At 65.7% G+C, this 20290-nt stretch carries 25 protein-coding genes; 12 read left to right on the top strand and 13 right to left on the bottom strand.

Annotated elements, in window-relative coordinates; all coding sequences use genetic code 11:
- Positions 1–201 precede the first annotated feature (201 nt).
- From ABRP28_RS12235 to ABRP28_RS12220, 4 genes are all read left to right on the top strand, one after another.
- Positions 202–1002 carry an oxygenase MpaB family protein gene (locus tag ABRP28_RS12235; protein WP_350005637.1) on the top strand — a complete coding sequence of 267 codons (801 nt, stop codon included), beginning with the start codon at positions 202–204 and terminating at the stop codon, positions 1000–1002.
- Positions 995–1912: a DUF817 domain-containing protein gene (locus tag ABRP28_RS12230; protein ID WP_350005633.1), complete on the top strand. Its 918-nt coding sequence runs from the start codon at positions 995–997 to the stop codon at positions 1910–1912. Before ABRP28_RS12235 ends, ABRP28_RS12230 begins: the two co-directional genes overlap by 8 nt.
- Positions 1909–2706, top strand: coding sequence for a GNAT family N-acetyltransferase (locus ABRP28_RS12225; RefSeq protein WP_350005631.1), 798 nt, complete (start codon positions 1909–1911; stop codon positions 2704–2706). The genes ABRP28_RS12230 and ABRP28_RS12225 overlap by 4 nt, the downstream gene beginning before the upstream one ends.
- 86 nt (positions 2707–2792) lie before the next feature.
- Positions 2793–3239, top strand: a complete 447-nt coding sequence (locus tag ABRP28_RS12220; protein WP_350005629.1) for a VOC family protein — start codon at positions 2793–2795, stop codon at positions 3237–3239.
- A 12-nt stretch (positions 3240–3251) separates the two neighbouring features.
- On the opposite strand, the gene ABRP28_RS12215 is transcribed toward ABRP28_RS12220, so the two are convergent.
- Positions 3252–4136 carry a helix-turn-helix transcriptional regulator gene (locus ABRP28_RS12215; protein ID WP_350005627.1) on the bottom strand — a complete coding sequence of 295 codons (885 nt, stop codon included), beginning with the start codon at positions 4134–4136 and terminating at the stop codon, positions 3252–3254.
- A 127-nt stretch (positions 4137–4263) separates the two neighbouring features.
- Between ABRP28_RS12215 and ABRP28_RS12210 the strand changes: the two genes are divergently transcribed.
- The 3 genes from ABRP28_RS12210 (at position 4264) to ABRP28_RS12200 (ending at position 6111) form a co-directional block, all read left to right on the top strand.
- Entirely contained in the window at positions 4264–4671 is a 408-nt protein-coding gene (locus ABRP28_RS12210; protein ID WP_350005625.1) for a cupin domain-containing protein, read from the top strand.
- Positions 4672–4783: 112 nt separating this feature from the next.
- Positions 4784–5824, top strand: a complete 1041-nt coding sequence (locus ABRP28_RS12205) for an NAD(P)-dependent alcohol dehydrogenase (protein WP_350005623.1) — start codon at positions 4784–4786, stop codon at positions 5822–5824.
- A gap of 107 nt (positions 5825–5931) precedes the next feature.
- Positions 5932–6111: a hypothetical protein gene (locus ABRP28_RS12200; protein WP_188731601.1), complete on the top strand. Its 180-nt coding sequence runs from the start codon at positions 5932–5934 to the stop codon at positions 6109–6111.
- A gap of 23 nt (positions 6112–6134) precedes the next feature.
- Here ABRP28_RS12200 and ABRP28_RS12195 read toward each other — a convergent pair whose 3' ends face one another.
- From ABRP28_RS12195 to ABRP28_RS12160, 8 genes are all read right to left on the bottom strand, one after another.
- Positions 6135–7172 (bottom strand): nitronate monooxygenase, encoded by a 1038-nt coding sequence (locus ABRP28_RS12195; protein ID WP_350005621.1) that lies wholly within the window; start codon positions 7170–7172, stop codon positions 6135–6137.
- 30 nt (positions 7173–7202) lie between these two features.
- A complete protein-coding gene (locus ABRP28_RS12190) occupies positions 7203–7973 on the bottom strand; it encodes a type II CAAX prenyl endopeptidase Rce1 family protein (protein WP_350005661.1) in 771 nt (256 codons plus the stop codon).
- A 276-nt stretch (positions 7974–8249) separates the two neighbouring features.
- Positions 8250–8447, bottom strand: a complete 198-nt coding sequence (locus ABRP28_RS12185) for a hypothetical protein (protein WP_066279129.1) — start codon at positions 8445–8447, stop codon at positions 8250–8252.
- Between the two features lie 317 nt (positions 8448–8764).
- On the bottom strand, positions 8765–9541 hold the full coding sequence (locus tag ABRP28_RS12180; protein WP_350005619.1) for a GAF and ANTAR domain-containing protein: 777 nt from the start codon (positions 9539–9541) through the stop codon (positions 8765–8767).
- Positions 9538–9789 carry a hypothetical protein gene (locus tag ABRP28_RS12175; RefSeq protein ID WP_350005617.1) on the bottom strand — a complete coding sequence of 84 codons (252 nt, stop codon included), beginning with the start codon at positions 9787–9789 and terminating at the stop codon, positions 9538–9540. Before ABRP28_RS12175 ends, ABRP28_RS12180 begins: the two co-directional genes overlap by 4 nt.
- 2 nt (positions 9790–9791) lie before the next feature.
- Positions 9792–10517, bottom strand: coding sequence for a GAF and ANTAR domain-containing protein (locus tag ABRP28_RS12170; RefSeq protein ID WP_350005615.1), 726 nt, complete (start codon positions 10515–10517; stop codon positions 9792–9794).
- Positions 10518–10684: 167 nt separating this feature from the next.
- Complete coding sequence (locus tag ABRP28_RS12165; protein WP_350005613.1) at positions 10685–11020, bottom strand: hypothetical protein; 336 nt, start codon at positions 11018–11020, stop codon at positions 10685–10687.
- A 6-nt stretch (positions 11021–11026) separates the two neighbouring features.
- Positions 11027–11746 carry a GAF and ANTAR domain-containing protein gene (locus ABRP28_RS12160; RefSeq protein WP_350005611.1) on the bottom strand — a complete coding sequence of 240 codons (720 nt, stop codon included), beginning with the start codon at positions 11744–11746 and terminating at the stop codon, positions 11027–11029.
- A gap of 119 nt (positions 11747–11865) precedes the next feature.
- Here ABRP28_RS12160 and ABRP28_RS12155 point away from each other — a divergent pair, with 119 nt between their 5' ends.
- Positions 11866–12600: a GAF and ANTAR domain-containing protein gene (locus ABRP28_RS12155; protein ID WP_350005609.1), complete on the top strand. Its 735-nt coding sequence runs from the start codon at positions 11866–11868 to the stop codon at positions 12598–12600.
- Positions 12601–12633: 33 nt separating this feature from the next.
- Here ABRP28_RS12155 and ABRP28_RS12150 read toward each other — a convergent pair whose 3' ends face one another.
- Positions 12634–13362 (bottom strand): hypothetical protein, encoded by a 729-nt coding sequence (locus ABRP28_RS12150; protein WP_350005607.1) that lies wholly within the window; start codon positions 13360–13362, stop codon positions 12634–12636.
- Between the two features lie 101 nt (positions 13363–13463).
- Between ABRP28_RS12150 and ABRP28_RS12145 the strand changes: the two genes are divergently transcribed.
- Together ABRP28_RS12145 and ABRP28_RS12140 are read left to right on the top strand one after the other, a co-directional pair.
- Complete coding sequence (locus tag ABRP28_RS12145) at positions 13464–13796, top strand: metalloregulator ArsR/SmtB family transcription factor (protein WP_350005605.1); 333 nt, start codon at positions 13464–13466, stop codon at positions 13794–13796.
- 14 nt (positions 13797–13810) lie between these two features.
- A complete protein-coding gene (locus tag ABRP28_RS12140; RefSeq protein ID WP_350005603.1) occupies positions 13811–14308 on the top strand; it encodes an SRPBCC domain-containing protein in 498 nt (165 codons plus the stop codon).
- Positions 14309–14528: 220 nt separating this feature from the next.
- Here ABRP28_RS12140 and ABRP28_RS12135 read toward each other — a convergent pair whose 3' ends face one another.
- The gene (locus ABRP28_RS12135; protein WP_350005599.1) at positions 14529–14771 is read right to left on the bottom strand and encodes a hypothetical protein; all 243 of its coding nucleotides are present in this window, start codon (positions 14769–14771) and stop codon (positions 14529–14531) included.
- Between the two features lie 130 nt (positions 14772–14901).
- Between ABRP28_RS12135 and ABRP28_RS12130 the strand changes: the two genes are divergently transcribed.
- Entirely contained in the window at positions 14902–15495 is a 594-nt protein-coding gene (locus ABRP28_RS12130; RefSeq protein WP_350005659.1) for a DUF1992 domain-containing protein, read from the top strand.
- Here the strand turns inward: ABRP28_RS12130 and ABRP28_RS12125 are convergent.
- A complete protein-coding gene (locus ABRP28_RS12125; protein WP_350005597.1) occupies positions 15492–16184 on the bottom strand; it encodes a GNAT family N-acetyltransferase in 693 nt (230 codons plus the stop codon). The two genes, ABRP28_RS12130 and ABRP28_RS12125, sit on opposite strands and share 4 nt — an antisense overlap.
- A gap of 285 nt (positions 16185–16469) precedes the next feature.
- Here ABRP28_RS12125 and ABRP28_RS12120 point away from each other — a divergent pair, with 285 nt between their 5' ends.
- On the top strand, positions 16470–17969 hold the full coding sequence (locus ABRP28_RS12120) for a DUF222 domain-containing protein (RefSeq protein WP_350005595.1): 1500 nt from the start codon (positions 16470–16472) through the stop codon (positions 17967–17969).
- On the opposite strand, the gene ABRP28_RS12115 is transcribed toward ABRP28_RS12120, so the two are convergent.
- Positions 17966–20143, bottom strand: a complete 2178-nt coding sequence (locus ABRP28_RS12115) for a transglycosylase domain-containing protein (RefSeq protein WP_350005593.1) — start codon at positions 20141–20143, stop codon at positions 17966–17968. The two genes, ABRP28_RS12120 and ABRP28_RS12115, sit on opposite strands and share 4 nt — an antisense overlap.
- Positions 20144–20290: the final 147 nt, after the last annotated feature.

Genomic DNA, 20290 nt, shown 5'->3' with positions numbered 1-20290 from the left:
CCTCGCAGCAGAGATTCCCGCGGTGATGCCCGCGGGCTTTCGTAGGACGCTACGGGCAGCGACGATGGAGGGCACGAGTGGTGGGTACTCGATTTTCGGCGGGCGTTGCTCGTGCTGGCGATGTCAGGTTCGCTGGCCGGTCCAGGTAAGGAGGCTTCCCGGCCCGGCGCCATCCTTTGGACCCTCCGGTACCCTGATGGAATGGCGCAGCAACTTGCGGACCTAAACGCTGAGGTCATCCTGCTCGCGGGAGCGGGACGGGCCATTCTGCTGCAGCTTGCGGACCCGGGCGTGGGCCGCGGCGTTGCGGAGCACAGCACCTTCACGGACCGCCCGATCAACAGGCTCAAGGGCACCCTGACCTATGTATATGCCGTCACCTACGGGACGGACGAGCAGGTTAAAGAGGTCCGGCGCAGGGTGAACCGCGCCCACGTCCCTGTCCGCCGGGACGCTGATCACGAAACGCCCGGCTACAACGCCTACGACCCGCAGCTGCAGCTGTGGGTCACGGCGACGCTTTACGACACCGCGCTGGTCATCATCGAGAAAATCTACGGTCCGCTCGACGACGAGTCCGCCGATGCCATGTACCGGGACTACGCGAAGCTTGGGACAGCCCTGCAGCTTCCGCCCGACATGTGGCCGAAGGACCGTGCGGCGTTCAACCGGTACTATGACGAACGCATGGCCGGCCTCCGGGCGAGCGACGCCGCCATCCGCGTGGGCCGCGGGCTCCTGTACCCACAGCATGCCGCACTCTGGTACCGCGCCATCATGCCGTTCGCCAGGTTCCTGACGGCCGGCCTCCTCCCGGACCATCTGCGCGATGACTTCGGCCTGCCGTGGAGCGGACGCCATGAGCGCCGGTTCCACCGCACCATGAAAGCGCTCGCCGTGGCCTACCCCAAGCTGCCGCAGGGCCTCCGGCACTGGTTCAAGAACTACTGCCTCTCGGAGCTGGACACTTTCTCCCGCCGGGCAGGGCGCGTGAGTGCTTAGCTCCACGCCGCTGGAGGCGCGGCTTGACGAACGGGCGCGCCGCTTCCTGGCCAGCGCCGCTGCCGGCCGCATCCGGCCCAAGCTCACCGAATTCGTGGTGTTCGGCCTGAAACAGGCCTGGGCGTGCATCTTTGGTGCCGCCCTGCTCGCGGTGCTTATGGCGGCGCGGCTGTGGTACCCGGACGGGGCCGGACTGGCAAGGAACGACTTCCTGACCCTCGCCGCCATCGTAATCCAGATCCTCATGATCGTGTTCAGGCTGGAGACCCTGAAGGAATTGCGGGTCATCATCCTGTTCCACCTGGTGGGGACTGTCATGGAGCTTTTCAAGACCGACGCCGGCTCCTGGTCCTACGAGGCCGAGGGCTTCCTGCGGGTCGGCGCTGTTCCGCTCTTCAGCGGCTTTATGTACGCGGCCGTTGGCTCCTACATGGTCCGCGTCTACCGGCTGTTCGAGTTAAGGTTCGCCCACTATCCCCGGCGCTGGGTTACGGCGGCCGTGGCCGCGGCCATCTACGTCAACTTCTTCAGCCACCACTACATCTGGGACGCGCGCTGGGTGCTGCTCGCCGCCGTCGTGATTGTCTTTGGCCGATGCGTGATGCACTTCCGGGTGTTCCGGAAGCATCACAGGATGCCGCTGCTGGTCGCCTTCCTGCTGGTGGCGCTTTTTATCTGGGTGGCCGAGAACATCGCAACCTGGTCCGGCGCGTGGCTGTATCCCGGCCAGGTGGACGGCTGGGAGCCCGTGGGGTTGGAGAAACTCGTGGCCTGGTTCCTGCTGATGATCATCTCAGTGGTCCTGGTGGCCTGGGTCTACAAACCCCAGCCGCCCGGGGTGGAGACCCCGGATGGGTCCGCCGCGGCCAAGCACCCGAACCCTGCGGCCACCAGTAAACTCGCGGAATGAGTGAATCCGCACGGTTCCTGGCTGCCTACGATGACCAGTTGCGCACGGATGCCGAGACACCAGGCGCCGCCTCGGTGACAAAGCATGGCCCGTTGCACCTCGGAACATTCCGGGACGGCCGCGGATTTGTGACGTACCGGGACCTTGGGGATGCAGGCTCGGACGCCATCCGCCGGCTGGTCCGTGAAGCGGTGGACCACTTCCTGGCTGATCCCGGAGCCACCAGGGTGGAATGGAAAACGCGCGGCCACGACCACGCTCCCGGGCTGCATGGGGCGCTCCTGGAGCACGGCTTTGTTCCTGATCCGCCGGAATCCATCATGATCGGCAGCGCACAGGCACTCAGCGTTCCCGTACCGGTGCCCGACGCGGTGGTGGTGCGGCAGGTGGTGGATGAGCAGGACGTCCGGGCGATGAGCGCCATGCAGGATGAAGTTTTTGGCGATCCGGTCTCGGACGGGATGGCCGATGCCCTGCTGCACCGGCTCTCACTCGAGGACGGGATGGAGCTGTGGGTGGCCGAGGCGGACGGCCGGATTGTCAGTGCCGGCCGCCTCGAACCGGTGGAAGGCACCGCCTTCGCCGGGATCTGGGGCGGCGCCACTCGCCCGGAATGGCGCGGCCGCGGGATCTACCGGGCCCTGACCGCGCGCCGGGCACAGTCGGCACTCCGCTTGGGCAAGACCCTCATCCACAGCGACTCGACCGAATTCTCACGGCCCATCCTGGAACGCTCAGGACTGGTCAAGGTCTCCACCACCACTCCCTACCGCTGGCGGCGCGAGGGCAGCTGACCGCCACCGGCGCGCCAACCCAGCCGGCTGGCCTGCAGCCGGGAGTCGTCCCCAGGTGCACCGCGCGCCGTCTGTATGCTGGGCGAATGACGGCACCCCAGATCTATGTCAGCTTTCCCGGCACAGCCCGTGAAGCCTTGAGTTTCTACGCGGAGGTCTTCGGCGGGGAACTTTTCCTGCACAGCTATGAGGACTTCGGGCGCAAGGACGGGCCGCCGGACGCTATAGCCCACGGAGTGCTCAAAGGCGTGGTTGCCGTGGCGGGCTCGGACGCGGCGGAAGGGCAGAACAGCGTCCGCCTTGAAGGCGTCATGCTATCCCTGCTGGGGACAGCCGAACCGGAAGTCCTCCACGAGTGGTTCGACAAGCTTGCCGTGGACGGCAGGGTGGTGGACCCGCTCGGTCCCAAGCCCTGGGGCGCATCGGACGGGCAGGTGATCGACCAGCACGGCCTCCACTGGCTCATCGGCTATGAATCCGGGCTTGAGCCGGAGGAACCGGCGGAACCGGCCCAAGAGGGCACGCCCGCCTAGCCCGTATGGTGCCTAGCCCCGCGCGTTCGCCTGGGCCAGTTCCGCGATGTTCTCCGTCACCGCCCAGGAGGCGAGGAGTTTCAGCGCTTCCTCGGACGGGCTGCCCGGCGTGGCTGGATAGACCGTGAGCGAGTGCCCTGGGTCCTCTTCCAGCCCCAGCACCTGGTAGTTCAGTTCCAGCAGCCCCACCACGGGGTGCTGGAAAAACTTCGTGCCGGCGTAGTGCCGCCGGACGTTATGGGCGGCCCAACGGGTGCGGAACTCGTCGCTGCGCATGGACAGCTCGCCAATGAGCTCCGCAATGCCCTTGTCATGCGGATTCCGGCCTGCCTCACGCCGCAGGATGGCCACGTTGGTGCTCGCCGCCCGCTCCCAATCCGTGTAGAAGTTGTGCGCCCTCGGTTCCAGGAAGATAAACCGTGAATGGTTGGCCGGCCGGCCGGGCCCCCGGTACATGTCCGAGTACAAGGCGTAGCCCAAGGTGTTCGCGGCCACGATGTCCATCCGGTTGTTGCCGATGAAGGCCGGCGCCCCGGTGATGGTGTCCAGCAGGTACCGCAGTTCGGGCCGCACGCCTGACGGTGCGGGGGCAGCCGCACGCTTCCGGCCGGACATGTTGGCGGTCCTGGCGAGGTCGTAAAGGTGGTCATGTTCGGCGCGGTCCAGCTCCAGCGCACCGGCGATTGCGTCCAGGACGCTTTCCGAAACGCCAGAGAGGTTCCCGCGCTCCAGCCGCGTGTAGTAATCCACGCTGACTCCGGCGAGCCGGGCCACTTCCTCCCGGCGCAGCCCGGGCACGCGCCGCCGCCCGCCATACGGTTCAATGCCCGCCTGTTCCGGAGTGATGCGCCCCCGGCGCGTGGAGAGGAACTGCCGTACTTCGGCCCGGTTATCCATACAGGACACGTTACGACGAATCCCGGCGCCCAAAGGAGGGTCTGCCAAAACCCGGTTCAGCAGTGCCCTCGCTACCTTTCCACGCAGCCGGTTTGATGGAGGCACGCCCCGTCCGAAAGGAAACACCATGAACCTCGAGCCTGTCCGCGAAACCGTCAAGAACCCGCCCGAACAGTTCTCCGGCGATGTCTGGGTTGACATGATCGCGGTCCCCCACGGGCCGGAGCAGCGCGCCGTGGTTGCCAAGGTGCGCTTCGCGCCGGGAGCCCGCACGGCCTGGCACTCGCACGCCCGCGGACAGTACCTCCATGTGACTTCCGGCGTGGCACGCTTCGGCACCCGGGACGGAAACATCATCGACGTCCACCCCGGCCAGACCCTCTACACTCCGCCGGGCGAAGAACACTGGCATGCCTCAGCCAACGGAACCTTCATGGAACACCTGGCAATCCTCGAAAATCATGAAGACCCGGCAGCCACCACAGCCTGGGCGGAGCACATCACCGATGCTGAGTACGAGGGCCGGCAAGGGTAGGACTGCCAGAACCAGTTACAGCAGGGCCACCGCTACGGACCCCCGTATCCGGTTTGATGGCATCCGGCCCCTGTAGCATTTTAATAACCCCCAACAGAACCCCAGGAGACCCATGACTACCGTCAAGGCCTATGCATCCCCGTCCTCCACTGAGGACCTCATTCCCACCACCATCGAACGGCGCGAAGTCGGACCCCACGACGTCCTGATCGACATCAAGTTCGCCGGCATCTGCCACTCGGACATCCACACGGTCCGCGGCGACTGGGGCCCGCAGCAGTACCCGCTGGTTCCCGGCCACGAGATCGCCGGCGTCGTCACCCAGGTGGGCTCCGAGGTGACCAGGCACGCCGTGGGCGACCGCGTCGGCGTCGGCTGCATGGTCAACTCCTGCAAGGACTGCGAGAACTGCCTGAAGGGCGAAGAGCAGTACTGCCTCAAGGGCAACGTGGGCACCTACGGTGCCGTTGACCGCGACGGCACCATCACCCAGGGCGGCTACTCCACCCACGTTGTGGTGACCGAAGACTTCGTGGTCCGGATCCCCGAAGCACTCGAGCTCGACGTCGCCGCTCCGCTGCTGTGCGCCGGAATCACCACCTTCTCCCCGCTGCACCACTGGGGCGCCGGACCCGGCAAGAAGGTCGCCGTCGTCGGCCTGGGCGGACTCGGCCACATGGCCGTCAAGATCGCCCACGCCATGGGCGCCGAGGTCACCGTGCTGTCCCAGTCGCTCAAGAAGCAGGAAGACGGCCTGAAGCTGGGCGCCGACCACTACTACGCCACCAGCGACGAGAGCACCTTCAGCGACCTCGCCGGCACGTTCGATCTCATCATCAACACGGTCAGCGCCTCGATCGACATCAGCTCCTACCTGCAGCTGCTGAAACTCGACGGTGCACTGGTGAACGTTGGCGCCCCCGCTGAGCCGCTCCCCGTCAACGCGTTCGCACTGATCGGCGGCCGCCGGTCCTTCGCCGGCTCCATGATCGGCGGCATCCGCGAAACGCAGGAGATGCTGGACTTCTGCGCCGAGCACGGCATCGGTGCCGAGATCGAGGTCATCCCGGCCGAGAAGATCAACGAGGCCTACGAGCGCGTCCTCGCCTCGGACGTCCGCTACCGCTTCGTGATCGACACTTCCACCCTCTAGCAGCACAACGCGTTCGACGGCGGCCGGTCCCGTGAAGGGGCCGGCCGCCGTCGTGCGTGGAGGGGCAGTCCCACCATCCGCTGCTGCGGGCGCAACGAATAACCGGCATGAACTACTACACCCCGGCGGCGCAGGACCGGGCCCGGGACGCCGCATCTGATGCCATCGAGAAAGTGCTCAACGGCATGTCCGAACCGTTGAGCCGGCACGCCCTGAACGCCCGCTGGAAACGGGCCTGCGAAGCCATGGACAGGTTCCTGGAAGCGCAGGACACGGGCGAGGAATAGGCCAAGCCTAAAACTCCTCCGGACTACGGCGTAAGGGAAGCCAGGATGGCCGAGGCGGGACCCGCCGTCGTCCGCTGGAATCCGGTTCCGGCCCACAGGTTCAGCCAGTCCGCATCCCCCGCAGCGGCCGCTGCTGCGCGCAGGGGAGTGGTGAGGTGGTGGACCTCCGGATAGCCGTCGGGAGCCCCGCCGTCATGGCGGCGCATGAATTCGTTGAGGAGCCCCCGCGCGTTCCGTCCCGAGAAGGCCCGCGTGACCCCCGTGGTGGTGAAGCGTCCCGAGGACAGGGCAAGCCGGTGGGCCGCCTTGGTGCCGGCCTCGTCCGCGCGGAGGAACGCCGTGCCCGCCTGGACCGCCGCAGCTCCGCGGGAGAGGGCCTGACGGGTATCGGCGCCGGTGGCAATCCCGCCGGCAGCTATCAGCGGCACACCGAGGTCCGCCAGCTCTTCAAGCAGGCCGTGCAGGGATTCCCCCTCCGGGCGCGGCGCTGTGTCAAAGGTGCCGCGGTGGCCGCCGGCTTCCGGTCCCTGGACGCACAGCGCATCAACGCCTGCTTCCAGAGCGCGCACGGCTTCGGGCCGCGACGTTACCGTCGCAATGACGCACACGCCCCGTTGCTGCAGCGCGGCGATGACGGCGGGGTCCGGCAGGTCGAAGGTGAAGGAGACCGCCTCGGGGACCTGCTCCATCAGGACATCGATCTTGTTGTCCCAGTCGTCGTCGTCATGGCGCGGATCTCCCAGGGTGACGCCGAAACGCTGTGTATCCGGAGCCAGGGACAGGGCGTACTCTTCCAGCGCGCGGCGGCTGACCATTGAGGGTTGCGGGACGAAGACATTGACGCCCACGGGGGCACCGGTCAGCTTCCGCGTTGCCTCGATCTCCGCCTTCACCGCCGCCGCGGCCTTGTAGCCGGCGGCCAGGAAGCCCAGTCCTCCCCGGGAGCTCACCGCCGCGGCCAGCTCCGGAGTGGACGGCCCACCCGCCATGGGCGCCTGGATAACCGGCAACGGCAGGGAAGCGATGTCAAAACGGGTGTTGCCGCGGGCCGGAGTATCCAAGGTGGTGGTTCGCTTTCGTGCCGGGGGACTTCAGTACAGGAAGATATCTATCCACTCGCGGTTGTGGGAGTGGATCAGGACAAGGAACAGCACGAAGTCGAACAAGAGGTGGACGCTGACGATGTAGGACAGCGACTTGGTCACCGTGAACAGCCGGGCCTGCAACAGGGCGAAGGGGAAGATGAAGAAGGGAGCCCAGGAGTGGAAGCCCAGCTCCCAGAGGAACGAGGTGAACAGGACCGCCTGCAGCAGGTTGGCCTGCCAGTCCGGCAGGTGCCGGCGCAGCAGGGTGAACGCCGTGCAGATAAAGAAGAGCTCGTCCCAGATGCCCAGCACGTTGGTGCCGAGGAACAGCCGGGCGATGCCGTCCGGGTCGCTCACAGCCGGCCAGTTGGTGTAGACGCCGGTCCGGATCATGTAGACCGGCATCAGCGCATACCCGATCACCAGGACGGCGGGAAGGTACCACTTTTCGGCGCGCGTCCAGGGCTGGCCCGTCCTGATGGGGAACCGGATGGCGTGGTCCTTGGTGACGAACCTTGAGACGGAATAGGGAATGCCGACGGCGAGGATCATGGCGGTTCCCATCACCATCATGTGCTCGGTGCTGATGTCCGTGGTGATGGGGACCAGGCTCATGGCCGTCAGGCCCACGGCGATCAGGGCCAAGTCGATCAGGAGCCTGCGGCTGATGAATCCGGCCACAACCAGGGCGGCGGCCAGGAGCAGGAACCCGGACAGGCGGTCCTGCCATGCGAACAGCAGGAAGCCCGACGCCGAGACAAGGGCCGCGGGAACCAGTGAAAGTGACGCGGTGCCCGGCGGATTGGTGCCTTGCTGGCTGGTGCCCTGGTGTCCTGGGTCTGCCTGTGGTGTGCCCGGCGCGCCGGGTTCGGCGTGCGCACGTGGTTGCTGCCTCATGGTTACCTTTGATGCTCGGACGGCGCTTCTGCCTGGATTCCTCACATTTTACTTTGCCACGTGCCGGGGCGGGGCAAGGAAGCCCGCCCCGCTTAACGGAAGCGGACGACGCCGGGAGGTGCCGGCGTCGTCCGCTTGCCTTTCAGCGGTGGCACCCTAGGCGGAGGCCAGAGCCTTGCCTTCGCCGCGCAGGCTCAGGGTGAAGGTGTTGGGTCCGCTGCAGGTAACGGCGACACGGCAGGTAGTGGTGTTGTGCCGCGCGGACAGCTCGCTGACGGCGGAGTCAAGGGTGTGGTGCAGGGCGGAGCGGTCCCAGATTTTCAGGGTCACGGAGTCAGTGGCATCGAACGTCATTATTCAACTTCCATTTCTTGCGGTTGGCGGCCTGGAATCTTCTTTGACCGGGCCGTGGCCTCGTCTATGAGGCGGTACTGCATGGGAAAGCGCGTTCCCGTACTTCAATGGTGCAGGTTGCCGAAGGGGTTGGCAACCGGATCAAGCCCGATGTGACCAAGCACACCGGCCATTGGCAGTCCCGTGCTCCGCTGGGGAGGCGTTGCCTGCCGATCCCTTCCATAGTGCCCAGCAGGACTGGGCTGCCTCAAGAATGTTGCGCGTGAGTCTGATCACGTCCTTCCCGGACGGACCTTTGCTCCACGGCCCATCGGACACTACTCGTCGAAGTAGGTGTCGATCTCCTTCTCGCCGGAGATGGAGGCGATCACGGACGCCGCCACTTCGCGGAGCTTGACGTTGCGGGTGCTCGAAGCCTTGGTGAGGATGCCGAATGCGGTGTCCCTGGTGCACCGGTTCTCGGCCATGATCGCTCCCACAGCCATGTCAATGACAGTCCGGGACCTTAGGGCAGAGGAGAGGTCGCTGCGCGCCTCGCTGAGTTGGGTGATCCGGAGGACCAGCCGAATTGCACTGGCAGCCTGCTTTGTGAACGCTTCAACGGTGGCGATGTCATCCGTTGAAAAGCCGTGGCTTCGGCCGGCGTAGAGGTTCAGGACAGCTTCTGCCTCACCGTCAAGATCCAGCGGCATGGCAAGGATCGAGGCTACCCCCTGGGCCCTGGCAACCTTGGTGTAGGCGGGCCAGCGTTGTTCGACGCCCAGGTCCGGAACCAGCAGCCACGTCTTGCTGCGCAGCGCGGTGAGGCAGGGGCCGTCGCCGAATCCGTTTTGCAGTTCGTCCAGGGCGCGCGCTTCCGCATCGCTGCTGGCTACGGCCTCCGGCCTCTTGTGGCGGATCACGGTGACCCCGCAATGGACCGGATTCCCCGGAACGGAGAGCTGGGAGGCGGCAACAACCGCCAGATCCGTAAGGAACGCTGCGATATCGCCATTGTCCAGGACCATATCCAGCAGCCGCATGTCGACGTCAGGCAGGTCGCGCGCACCCGAGTTGAATCCGAAGCTGCCTGTGCTGTTTCCGTAGGCCGTCACAGTGCTTCCCCTTCCGACATTTCCGTCATGGCTGTGGCAATCAGGCTCACCTGCGCTGCCGGTATGTCCAGGGCGTCATGGAGGTACGCGTCCAGTGAGACCTCATCAATATCGCCGCCGATGCCGTAGTAGTAGACCCAAAGTTTGTCCAGGGCCAGGTCCGCGTCCCGGAATCGCCTGGCAGTTCCGTTGCGTTCTTCCCCTGTCCAGTCCGGCGGTTCGGGCCCGTCGGCCCCGTAGGGATACATCCCTACGCTCCGTCCTGCTGGGTTGCAGGGAGCTCAGCTCCCAGCACGATGTCATGGGCGATCGCGTGCATTCTACGGTTGCTGGACTTCGCCGCCAGGCGGAGGATTTGCAGGGCGCCGTCCCGACCGCCCCTGTGCTGGAGCATGATCAGGGACACGGCCGCATCCACAACGGCGCGGGATTTCAGGGCTGCCCTAAGGTGTTCGGGATGGACGTCCGCCCCATGCAGGCGCAGCGCGATCCGGAGGACCCTGGACATGGACGCTGCGTGCTGCTCCAGGAGCACCACGGATTCCTCGTTGAAGGCATCGATGGTCCGTGCATAGCAGTTCAGCCCCGCATGGGAGAAAGCGTCCGTGGGAATGGGGATGGCCAGCACGGAACGAACCCCCTCCTGGCTTGCCGCTCCGGTATATCCATTCCAGCGCTCGTCGCCCAGCAGGTCCGGAACCCGAACGAGGCGCTGCTGGCGCAGGGCGGTCAGGCAGGGGCCTTCGCCAAAGGCATACTGGGTCTCGTCCAGCCTCCGGCCCTCCTCGCTGCTGCTGGCGACCGTGGCCAGCCCGCCGTCGCGCTCCACCGTGATGGTGCACGTAATCTGGCCGTCTGAACCAAGCAGGGAGGCCGACAGGGTGGCCAGTCCCAGGAGGAATTCGGGGAACCCGGGACTTTCAAGCAGCAGGTCCTGCATCCTGTCCGATGTGGTGAGCGTGCTTTCCTTGGCCATGAGGCCTCGATCCCTGGATGCACCAGAAGGCTAACCCCTGGCTGGCGGCCGCTGCTCTCTACGCTGGCTGGCCCGAGTATTCAACCCCGGATGTCCCGCATCCCCGAAATCTCCTACTACCGACACTACGCCGGTCCCGGACCTATTGATACGGGGAGGGTTGCGGACTAATCGTCCGCTTGCCGCCCTGGCCCCTCTGCTCGGCCGCCCTGTCCCTCAGTAGGGGAGCCAGGGACATCGCCGGACTCGGGGAAGTCATCCGAGTAGGGTGCGCGCGGCCGGGGCAAGTCGTCAATGAGTTCGTTGGCCGCCAGGGCCAGCAGATCGCGCTGCACCGGCGGCAGCGAAAGAAGCCCCTGCAGGTAGGCTTCCACCTCATACTCCCCGGCGTCGCCCGAGAGACTGAAATACTTCAGCCACAGTTCGGACACAGGGATATCCGCCGCCTTGATGGCAGCGCGGAGCCGGCGGCGTTGTTCCGGTTCGTTCGGATCGAAACCCATGCGTTCCTAGGATCCGGCAGGCAGCGTCCCGGCCAGGACGCGTTCGCTGACGTGCTGCAGTGCAGCGTTCTCGTCGCGGGCAAGTTTTATCAGCCGCTGCAGTGCTGCCTCGTGGGGAATCCCGAACCGCTCCATCAGCGCTCCGCACGCCCTGTTCACCACATCGCGGCTGTACAGGGAGGCCTGCAGGCCCTCGGTCATCCTTTGGGGGGCCTCACTGGCCTGGATATGCGCGAGCAGGGTGGCCGCGGGGGCCGCAAAGAGCTGGAGCAGTCGGACACTCGTTTCGTCGTACACGCCAGGGGTAGCGGCATACAGTTTCAGGGCACCGAGGGTTTCGCGGCCGGCCATCAGGGGAGCGCTGACCACTGACGTTATTGGTAGCCCGGCGACGGCCTTGCGCCACTCCGGCCAGCGGGACTCATTCGCCAGGTCCTTGACCAGCACGGGCTCCTCGGCTGCCCATGCAGCCAGGCACGGTCCTTCCCCGCACTCATACTGGGTGGAATCGGCCTGTCTCACAATGCTGTCGGTATAGCCGCTGCTGGTGCGGCGTCCGCGGGCATCCAAAAGCGACACGCCTGCTCCGATGGTGCCTGGAACGGACTCCTTGGCGGCCTGGGCCAGGAGCCGGACGGCTGTGGTGACTTTTTCCTCCGTGAGGAGCAGCCCCTGGATCCGAGCTATGACAGTGCTGAGCTCATCAAGGGGAAGTTGCTGCGCCATGGTTTCAGCATAGGGCCAAGTCCGGAGGTCCGCCTTCAAAGACGGTTCGCGGCGTGGATCGGGCAAACATGGGAGGCTTCTCCACTGCCCTGCGGCAGGCGGGACAGTAAGATGGGCGCATGTCGAGTGCACCGGAGAAAGAACCAATAGAAGAGCTCCAGAGCATTCTGGTCGGCGCGGAAAACGTTGTTGAGTTTCTCACGGGGCTTGCCGGGCTTGCCGCTGCATCCGTTTCCGAGGTGGCGGGTGACCATATCGAGTGTGCCGTCACGCTCAAGCTCCGGCGCAAGCCCACCACGGTAGCCGGCAGCAGCCGGCGGGCGGTGGAGCTGGACCAGGTGGAGCAGGTGGTTGGAGACGGCCCCTGCATCAAAGCCCTGCGGGAAATGTCCCCGGTGATTATTGACGACGTCGCCACCGATGGCCGCTGGCCGGAGCTGACCCGGCAGCTTTCCGAGGCGAACATCCGCAGTTCCCTCGGAGTGCCGCTGGAGATTAACAGTGATGCCAGCGTCGCTTTGAATTTCTTTGCGCAGAAGCCTGGCATGTTCACCACCAATGTGTATGAGAAGGCCCTGGGTTTCGCCGCGGCCGCGCACAACACGCTTCATCTCTCGGTCCGTCTCGACACGGCGCAAAGCCGGGCGGACAACCTTGAAGCTGCCATGCAGAGCCGGACGGCCATCAACCTGGCGTGCGGTGTCATCATGGCCCAGAACAGGTGCACCCAGGCGGAGGCAATGGACATCCTCACCAAGGTCTCCAGCAACCGCAACCAGAAGCTGCGGGACGTCGCGGCGGAACTGATTGAGCAACTGACCGGGGACAGGGCCAAAACGCACTTCGACGCCTAAAGGAATGGTCTTGGCGCCGCTCCGTCCGGGCCCTTAATCCGCCCGCAGCACGGAGACGATGCAGGCCGTGCCGGACCGGCGGATGTCCCAGCAGTTGCCATGGCCCAGTACCTCGAAGGTGTCCTCGCCTGCCGCTGCCAGCACCAGTGCGGTGTCCTCGTCCACGGCCACAGCCCTCTCCACCAGCCCGGCAGCCACGGCTCCCACCGCGCGGCTGAGCGTGCCGGCCTGGGCTGCGTGGACATCAACTGCGAACGGGGCGAGGCCCAGGCCGTCCCGGATCTCGAGCTCAGCCAAGCCCTCAGAGCATTCTTCGCCGCAGACCTCAATGCCGCGGCTGAGGTAACCGCCCAGCAGCGCCCGCTTCGGTGCGATCATGGCCCCGGCGGAAAAGCCGAGGTAGGGCACCCCGCCGGCAACTGCCGCGGAAATGGCGCGTGCCGAGGCGGCGAGCCCTTCCCAGTACCCCGGCGTCAGTCCGCCGCCCACCACCAGCCCGTCGACGCCGTCGAACACGGAGGGATCGCAGGGTGCGCCCGCATCGAGCAGGACCGGCACCACCTCCACTTCAATCCGCGCGAGCAGCGGATCCACGTAAACCGGGAGGAGGCTTTCCGGGTTCCCGTGGCGGTCGTGGACCACCACCGCCACCCGGGCGGGCGCCTCCTGGCGGGAACGCGGGCTGACGGCCTCGGCGAAGCGGTCAAAGACCTCCGGAAAGGCCGCAGGGTCCGGCCCGGCGCCGGCGAGGAAGATGCTCATGGCCATCAAGATACCGCCCGGGACGCCCTGCCCGGGACAGCGGCAGGCCCATTTCCACAGGCCATTGACACTATGGGCGGGCAGGACTATCGTACAACCAAATGGTTGTAGATCAGCTTCGTGAAGCCGAATTGGACCGCCTCTTCCAGGCGTTCGCCGATTCCACCCGCCGCGATATTGTCCGCCGTGTGACAGTGGGCGAATATTCGGTGTCCGGCCTCGCTGCCCTCTATGCCATGAGCTTCGCCGCAGTCCAAAAGCATGTTGCGGTGTTGGAACGCGCGTCCCTGGTGACCAAGGAAAAGCGCGGACGGGAGCAGATCGTGCGGGGAAACCATGAAGGCCTGCAAAAAGCCCGGCGGCTGCTCGACGAGTATGAGGCGATCTGGCGGCAGCGCGTCGACCAGATCGCCAGCATTCTGGCTGAAGGATAAGGAAGGGTTCTGCAATGTCCGTTACTGGTACCACCAAGAATCTTGAGGCGCTCAGCTTCATCCTCACCGCTGAGTTCGACGCCGGCGTCGAGCGCGTCTGGCAGCTCTGGGAAGACCCGCGCCAGCTCGAGCGGTGGTGGGGGCCGCCCACCTGGCCCGCCACCTTCGAGAAGTTCGACTTCGAGCCAGGCGGGAGGGCCGGTTACTACATGACCGGTCCCCAGGGGGAGAAAGCCGGCGGGTGGTGGAGTTTCACCTCCATCCAGCCGCCTGCCAGGCTGGAGTTCGACGACGGTTTCGCGGACGACAACGGCGCGCCCGTGGAGGCCATGGGGAGCACCCACGTCACGGTCACGCTTGAGGAGAGCAGCGGCCGCACCACCATGACCGTTGCCACCATCTTCGAATCCGAAGAGCAGATGGAACAGATGGTTCAGATGGGCATGGAGGAGGGCATGACCGGGGCTGTAGGCCAGATTGACGCGATCCTCGCCGAACACGCTCACGCCTGAACGGCTTACTGCACCAGAAGCACAACGAAAGCGTACGACGGCGGGACGTCCCGCCGTCGTACGCTTCAGTCTTTCCCGGGCTCGCGGGGCTGGCTTGGACGCCCTACCGGGCCGGGGCCGGGGGCCAAAACCAGGAGCGAACTGGTGGCGGTGGCCAGGACTTCACCGGCCGGCCCGAAGATGCGTCCCTCAGCGAAGATCACCCTCGATCCCGGTTTGATCACGGTACCTTCGGCCCGGAGCACTCCGTGCTCGAGGGTGATGGGGCGGAGATAGCTGACCCCGGCTCAACCCCAACAAGGGCCAGGTTCATCAAGGACGCCATGGGCGGCCGAGGAATGGTCCCGTCCCGCATCCCGGTGAGGTAGTCCAGCCCGGACAAGCGGGACAGGTGCTCAAGGCCCACGCGCGGATCTGTCCAGCTGAAAGTTGCCGAACGCTCAGCTTCTCCGTTGGCATCCATGGCACTGCCTCCTCCTTGTGTGGCCCCCGCTTGCCCAGCTTAAGTGAAGCGAAGGCGGGCGTTGAACCCGGCCAAAGGCTTCTGAATACTGGAAGGGGGACGTTGGGAAAAAGGTGAGGCGGTGACGGCAATGGGGAGCGGTGCAGCAGAGTACCGGAAGCGCCTGGAGCGTGCTGCCGAAATGCGTTCCTACCGCGGGGCAGGCATCAGCGCAGAGGAAGAAGCGGAGCTGGACGCCCTTGAAGAGAAGGAGCGTGAGAAGCGCAAGAAGGTGAGCGACGCCGCCCGGGCCGAATACCTTGTCCGGGACGCCATGGCGCAGGGCAAGTTCGACAACCTCAAGTACGCCGGCAAGCCAATTCCGGGGCTGGGGGAGTCGTACGATCCCGACTGGTGGGTCAAGGGCCTCATCCAGCGGGAAAACATCAGCGGCCTCGGTCCGGCGGCCATCCTGCTCCGGAAGGAGGACGCCGAACTTGATGCCAGGCTCGACGCCCAGTACACGGAGCAGCAGGTCCGGGACATCCTGCAGGATTTCAACCGCCGCGTCATCGACGCCCGCCGCCAGCTGCAGGGCGGGCCGCCGGTTATCACCAAAACCAGGGATGTTGAGGACGAAGTGGGCCGGTGGCGCCAGCGCCGGGCGGCCCGCCCCGCCGAGCCTCCGGCGGAACCGCAGCCTGCGCGCCCCTGGTGGCAGCGGCTGTGGAAAGGTACGGCTTAGGCGGACGGACGACGGCGCTGCCTCCCGGCGTCGTACTCCCCGCCTTCGCCAGGTCCCCGCCTCAGCGTGGTCCTTGGCTTGTGCGGGGCTTTCGCTTCAAAGAGCTCACACAGCGCGTTGTAGTACCTGCGAGTTTGCCCGCAATGCCTCATCCCGATCCGCAAACAGACGCTCTGCGAGGCTATATTGGCTGGGGCGGTCACTGCCACCACCTTTTCCAGGCCGCTCGCAAACGCGTAGGACAGGACCGCTGCCGCAGCTTCAGTCGCATAGCCATGCCCCCAGTAATCCGGGTGGAAGTGCCAGCCAATTTCGGTGTCCCCTGAAGGCTCCAACGGCATGTCATCGCCCGAGGCCGGAATGGACTTGAGGAGCAGGGTGCCGGCAAGCGGGGCAGGAAGGTCTTGATCAGTGCCAGGGCTCGGGCCACCGCTGCTGCCATGGCCGCGCAGCCCGGCCTGTCCTTGCAGCTGTTCCTTTAACTGCACTGCCCAGACACCGTGGACGGGGTTGTCCATCTGCTGCCAGGCGCGGATGCGCTCGTCGGCCTGGGACCGGTCCCGCATCACCTGGGGATGGTTGCCAATGAAACGCTGTACCTCCCAGCGCGAGAAGAGGTCCAGTACAAAGCCGGCGTCCTCCGGCTTCCATTGCCGGAGGAATAGCCGATCGGTTTCAAGGCTCTTCACCACGCCAATGCTGCCAGACTGGTGGCGGCTTCTGCTGGTGCCTGGTTTTCCACATACAGCTCTTGGCAGCGGGTCAATGTCAGACCCTGCTGGAAGACTTTACTCATGGGAGCGGTTCAGGGGTTGGCAGGGGCACCGGCAAGGGTGCAGGCGGCGGGAAGCCCCGCTGCGCCTGCAGCCGGCGCGCACCTTGACTCTGGTGCGCCGCCGGTTCCTGGTGTCCTGTCCGTTGCTGATATCTCTCGCGCCCTGGCTTCGCTTACGGTCGCTGCTGACGGTCCGGGGATGATTGATCAGTTGCGGGAGCTTGAGGATCTGAAGTCGTTGGTCGCGGCTAAACAGGCCCGCATTACTGTGTCTTTTGATCTGTCCCAGCGGCGGGAGCAGGCCGCGGCCGGTGTCCCGGTCAAGGAACAAGGCGCTGGCGTTGCCGCGCAGGTCGCGTTGGCGCGCCGGGAGTCCCCGGCCCGCGGCGGCCGGCTCCTGGGCCTGGCCAAGGCCCTCGGCACCGAGATGCCCCACACCCTGGCCGCCCTGGAATCCGGGCAGCTGAACGAATGGCGCGCCACCCTCCTCGTGAAGGAAACAGCGTGCCTGTCCGCCGAAGACCGGTGCGCCGTGGACGAGGAACTCGCCGCCGACACCGGCACCCTGACAGGCGCAGGTGCACTGGCGGGTGCCGGGGACCGGGCCATTATTGCCGCGGTCCGGGCCGCGGCGTACCGGCGTGACCCGCATTCGGTGACACGACACGCAGCCCATGCGGTGAATGAGCGTACGGTCAGTCTTCGTCCGGCGCCGGACACCATGGCCCGCCTGACCGCACTGCTGCCCGTCGCCCAGGGGGTGGCCGCCTACGCGGCCCTGACCCGGCGCGCGGACACGTTGCGGTCCTCCGGGGACGAACGGTCCAAGGGCCAGATCATGGCCGACCAGCTCGTCGAAAACATCACGGGCACCCCGGGCGGGGTCTCCGGCATCGAGGTCCAGCTGGTCATGACAGACCGCACCCTCTTCCAGGGCGACAGCGAACCAGCCCGCCTCGCAGGCTACGGCACCGTCCCCGCCGAATGGGCCAGGCAAGCAGTCCTTGGCCAGCAGGAACGCCCCGGCACGGGAGCAGAATCGGCCCCTGCCGGCGCTCCTGAGACGGGCGTCAGGGGCAGCAGCGACATTGATGTCTGGCTCCGCCGGCTTTACACAGCGCCCGGCAGCGGAGAACTCCTCGCCATGGATTCGAAGGCCCGGCTCTTCCCGCCCGGGCTCCGCCGGTTCCTCCAGGTCCGCGACGATACCTGCCGCACCCCCTACTGCGACGCGCCCATCCGCCACCACGACCACATCATCCCCTGGCACCAGGACGGGCCCATCACCAGCACCAACGGCCAAGACCTCTGCGAAGCCTGCAACCACACCAAAGAAACACCCGGATTCTCCGCCACCCCAGCCCCCGGCCCCAGACACACAGTCGAACTCCAAACCCCCACCGGCCACACCTACCACTCCACAGCACCACCCCCACCCGGCACCGCACCCGATGCAGGCAGAGCGGGCGCACCAGCCGGTACTCCAACTGCAGTTGCCACACGCCCGCCAGGTGCGGTGGCTCCGTTGACCAAAACGGCCGGTGCCGTCGGCCCCGGAGCCCCAGCCCGCCGTCGTGATATCCGCCCGCAGCCATCAGCCGCGGGGACACAACGGCGTCACAACGAGCACGGGCCCAGGGCAAAACCCGCTGTGCAGGTACTCGGCCGCGTTGTCCCTGCTGGCTGGAGCCGGACCTAGGGGCGGGGGCTGGGTGACGGACTGGGGCCCATCATCGACGGCGGAGCAGGCGGGAACGGATTGGTGGGATACAGCGGCGCCGCCTGCAGCATGTAGTTGGCCCACTGCGGTCCGGCAATCATGTAGCCGTCAAGGCGGGGATAGAAGGTCCCGTTGATGGTGACGTTCTGCCCCGCCCGCTTCTGTCCCTCGAGGGCGTCGCCGAAGAAGGAAGCTGTGGCAATACCGGAGGTGTAGCCAACAATCCAGGTGGACCCGTTGTTGTTCGAGGTGCCGGTCTTGGCCGCCACCGGGAACTTGTCGTGGGTCTTGGGATTGATCCAGACACCCGAGCCCCTGACCAGCACATCCTGCAGCACATTGTTGACCCCCCGGGCCACGTCCGGCTTCACGGCGTCCCGGCATTCCACGGGCTGGGCGGGCAGGCTGCCCCCGGTCGCATCCTTGACGCCCACTAGGGCGATCGGTGTGCAGTAGCGGCCGTCATTGGCGAACGTGGCAAAAGCGTTGGCAAGGTGCACGGGAGCGACGCCGATAGCGCCGAGAAGGTTGCCCAGCTGGTGCATGTTGACCGGGGTTCCATCCAGCCCGCTGTGCAGCCCCACGGCGTCCACCATCTTCTGGATACCGCAGAAGTCCAGCTGTGCCGCCGAGGCGAACGTGGCCGTGTTGATGGAGTTGTACAGCCCGTAGTTGATGGGCATCTTCCGGTAGAAGCCCTCCTCTGCGTTTTGCAGGTCGTCAGCGGCGCCCAGCTCGGGGTTGTTCTGCGCGGTGCTGTAGGCACCCATCACCTTCCCGCAACTGGACCGCCACGGGAAGTTCAGCGGATAGACCCGTCGTGAAGCGTCCACCTCCGCGGTCAGGGACTTGCCCTCGTTCAGCCACTCGGCAAAGGTGAACGGCTTCATGGTGGACCCGGGCTGGAAACCGCCCGCTCCGTTGAGGTCGTTCCCCTGCGGGTCCTTGGCATCCACGTTGAAGTTCAGGTGCGTGTCGAACTTGCCCGGTTCCGGGAGGAACACCGTGTTCTGGGCCATCGCCAGGATCTTGCCGGTGCCGGGCTGGACAGTGACCAGGGCGGCGCCCCACCTGTCCGGGTTTGGACCGGCCGTGCCGTCCACCTGTGCCTGGGCGGCCGCCTGAAGCCTGCTGTCCAGGGTAGTGACGATGGTCAGGCCGCCGCGGTACAGCTTCCGCTGCCGTTCTATCAGGCTGTTCCCGTAGGCGGGGTTGTTCAGGATGAGATGGGAAATGTAGTCACAGAAGTACGGTGCCATGGACGCGTAGGCGCACCCTTGCCGTTCCGGACTGATCTTCAGCTCGATCGGCGTGGCCACGGCTTCATCGTGCTGAGCCTGTGTGATCTTGCCCTGCAGCATCATCTCCGACAGCACCTGGTTCCGGCGGACGATCGACTTGTCCGGGTTGATCGCCGGATTGTAGAACGTTGGGCTGTTGACGAGTCCGGCCAGCAGTGCGGCCTGCGGAAGGGTGAGGTCCTTCGCGGTGGTGCTGAAGAAGTAGCGCGAAGCTGCCTCGATGCCGTAGGCGTCGCTGTTGAAGAAGACGATGTTCAGGTACCCCTCAAGGATCTGCTCCTTGGTGAATTTCTTCTCCAGCGCGATGGCCAGCTTCATCTCCCGCAGCTTGTCACCAACGTCCTTCTGTCCGGAGAGGATCACCTCATCCGGCCTGTCCTGTGACAGCCGCGCTTCATTGATCACGTTGGTGACGTACTGCTGCGTGATGGTTGAGGCGCCCTGCTGCCCGCCCTTGGTCAGGTTGGAAACAACTGCCCGCACGATGCCCTGGGGATCGATGCCGGCATGTTCATAGAACCTGCTGTCCTCGATGGCGATGATCGCGTCCTTGACGTGCGGAGACATCTGGTCCAGCGGAATCCGCACGCGGTTTTCGGCGTAGAAAGTGGCAATCGGCTGGCCGTCGGAGGTGAGGACTTTGGTCGATTGCGACGGCGGCTGGACAGTAAGTTCCTCGGGTAGGCTGTCGAAGAAACCAATGGAACTGCTGACACCGTATCCAGCTGCCGCCACCGCCGGGACTACAAGGCTGGCTGCCAGGACGCCGCACATAACGCTCGCGGCCAGGAACCCCAGGAACCTTCCCAGGGCGGTGCCTAAACCGCGCCTGCGCTTCGTTTTCTTCGCCATCGTTCAGCCCTCGAGCTTGGAGGTCCCCAAAGAATACGCCCTTCTGTCGGCACGTTGCGGTGCTGGAAGGTCAGGATTTGGTCACGCTCCTGGTCTTGACGCAGTGATAGTTAACGACATATCGTTAACTATCGCTGAAGTTGTTGG

It is taken from the genome of Pseudarthrobacter sp. WHRI 8279 (genome assembly GCF_040224115.2).
Lineage (GTDB): Bacteria > Actinomycetota > Actinomycetes > Actinomycetales > Micrococcaceae > Arthrobacter.
The sequence above is the reverse complement of the archived record's forward strand: the minus strand, read 5'-3'. Positions and strand labels throughout refer to the sequence as shown.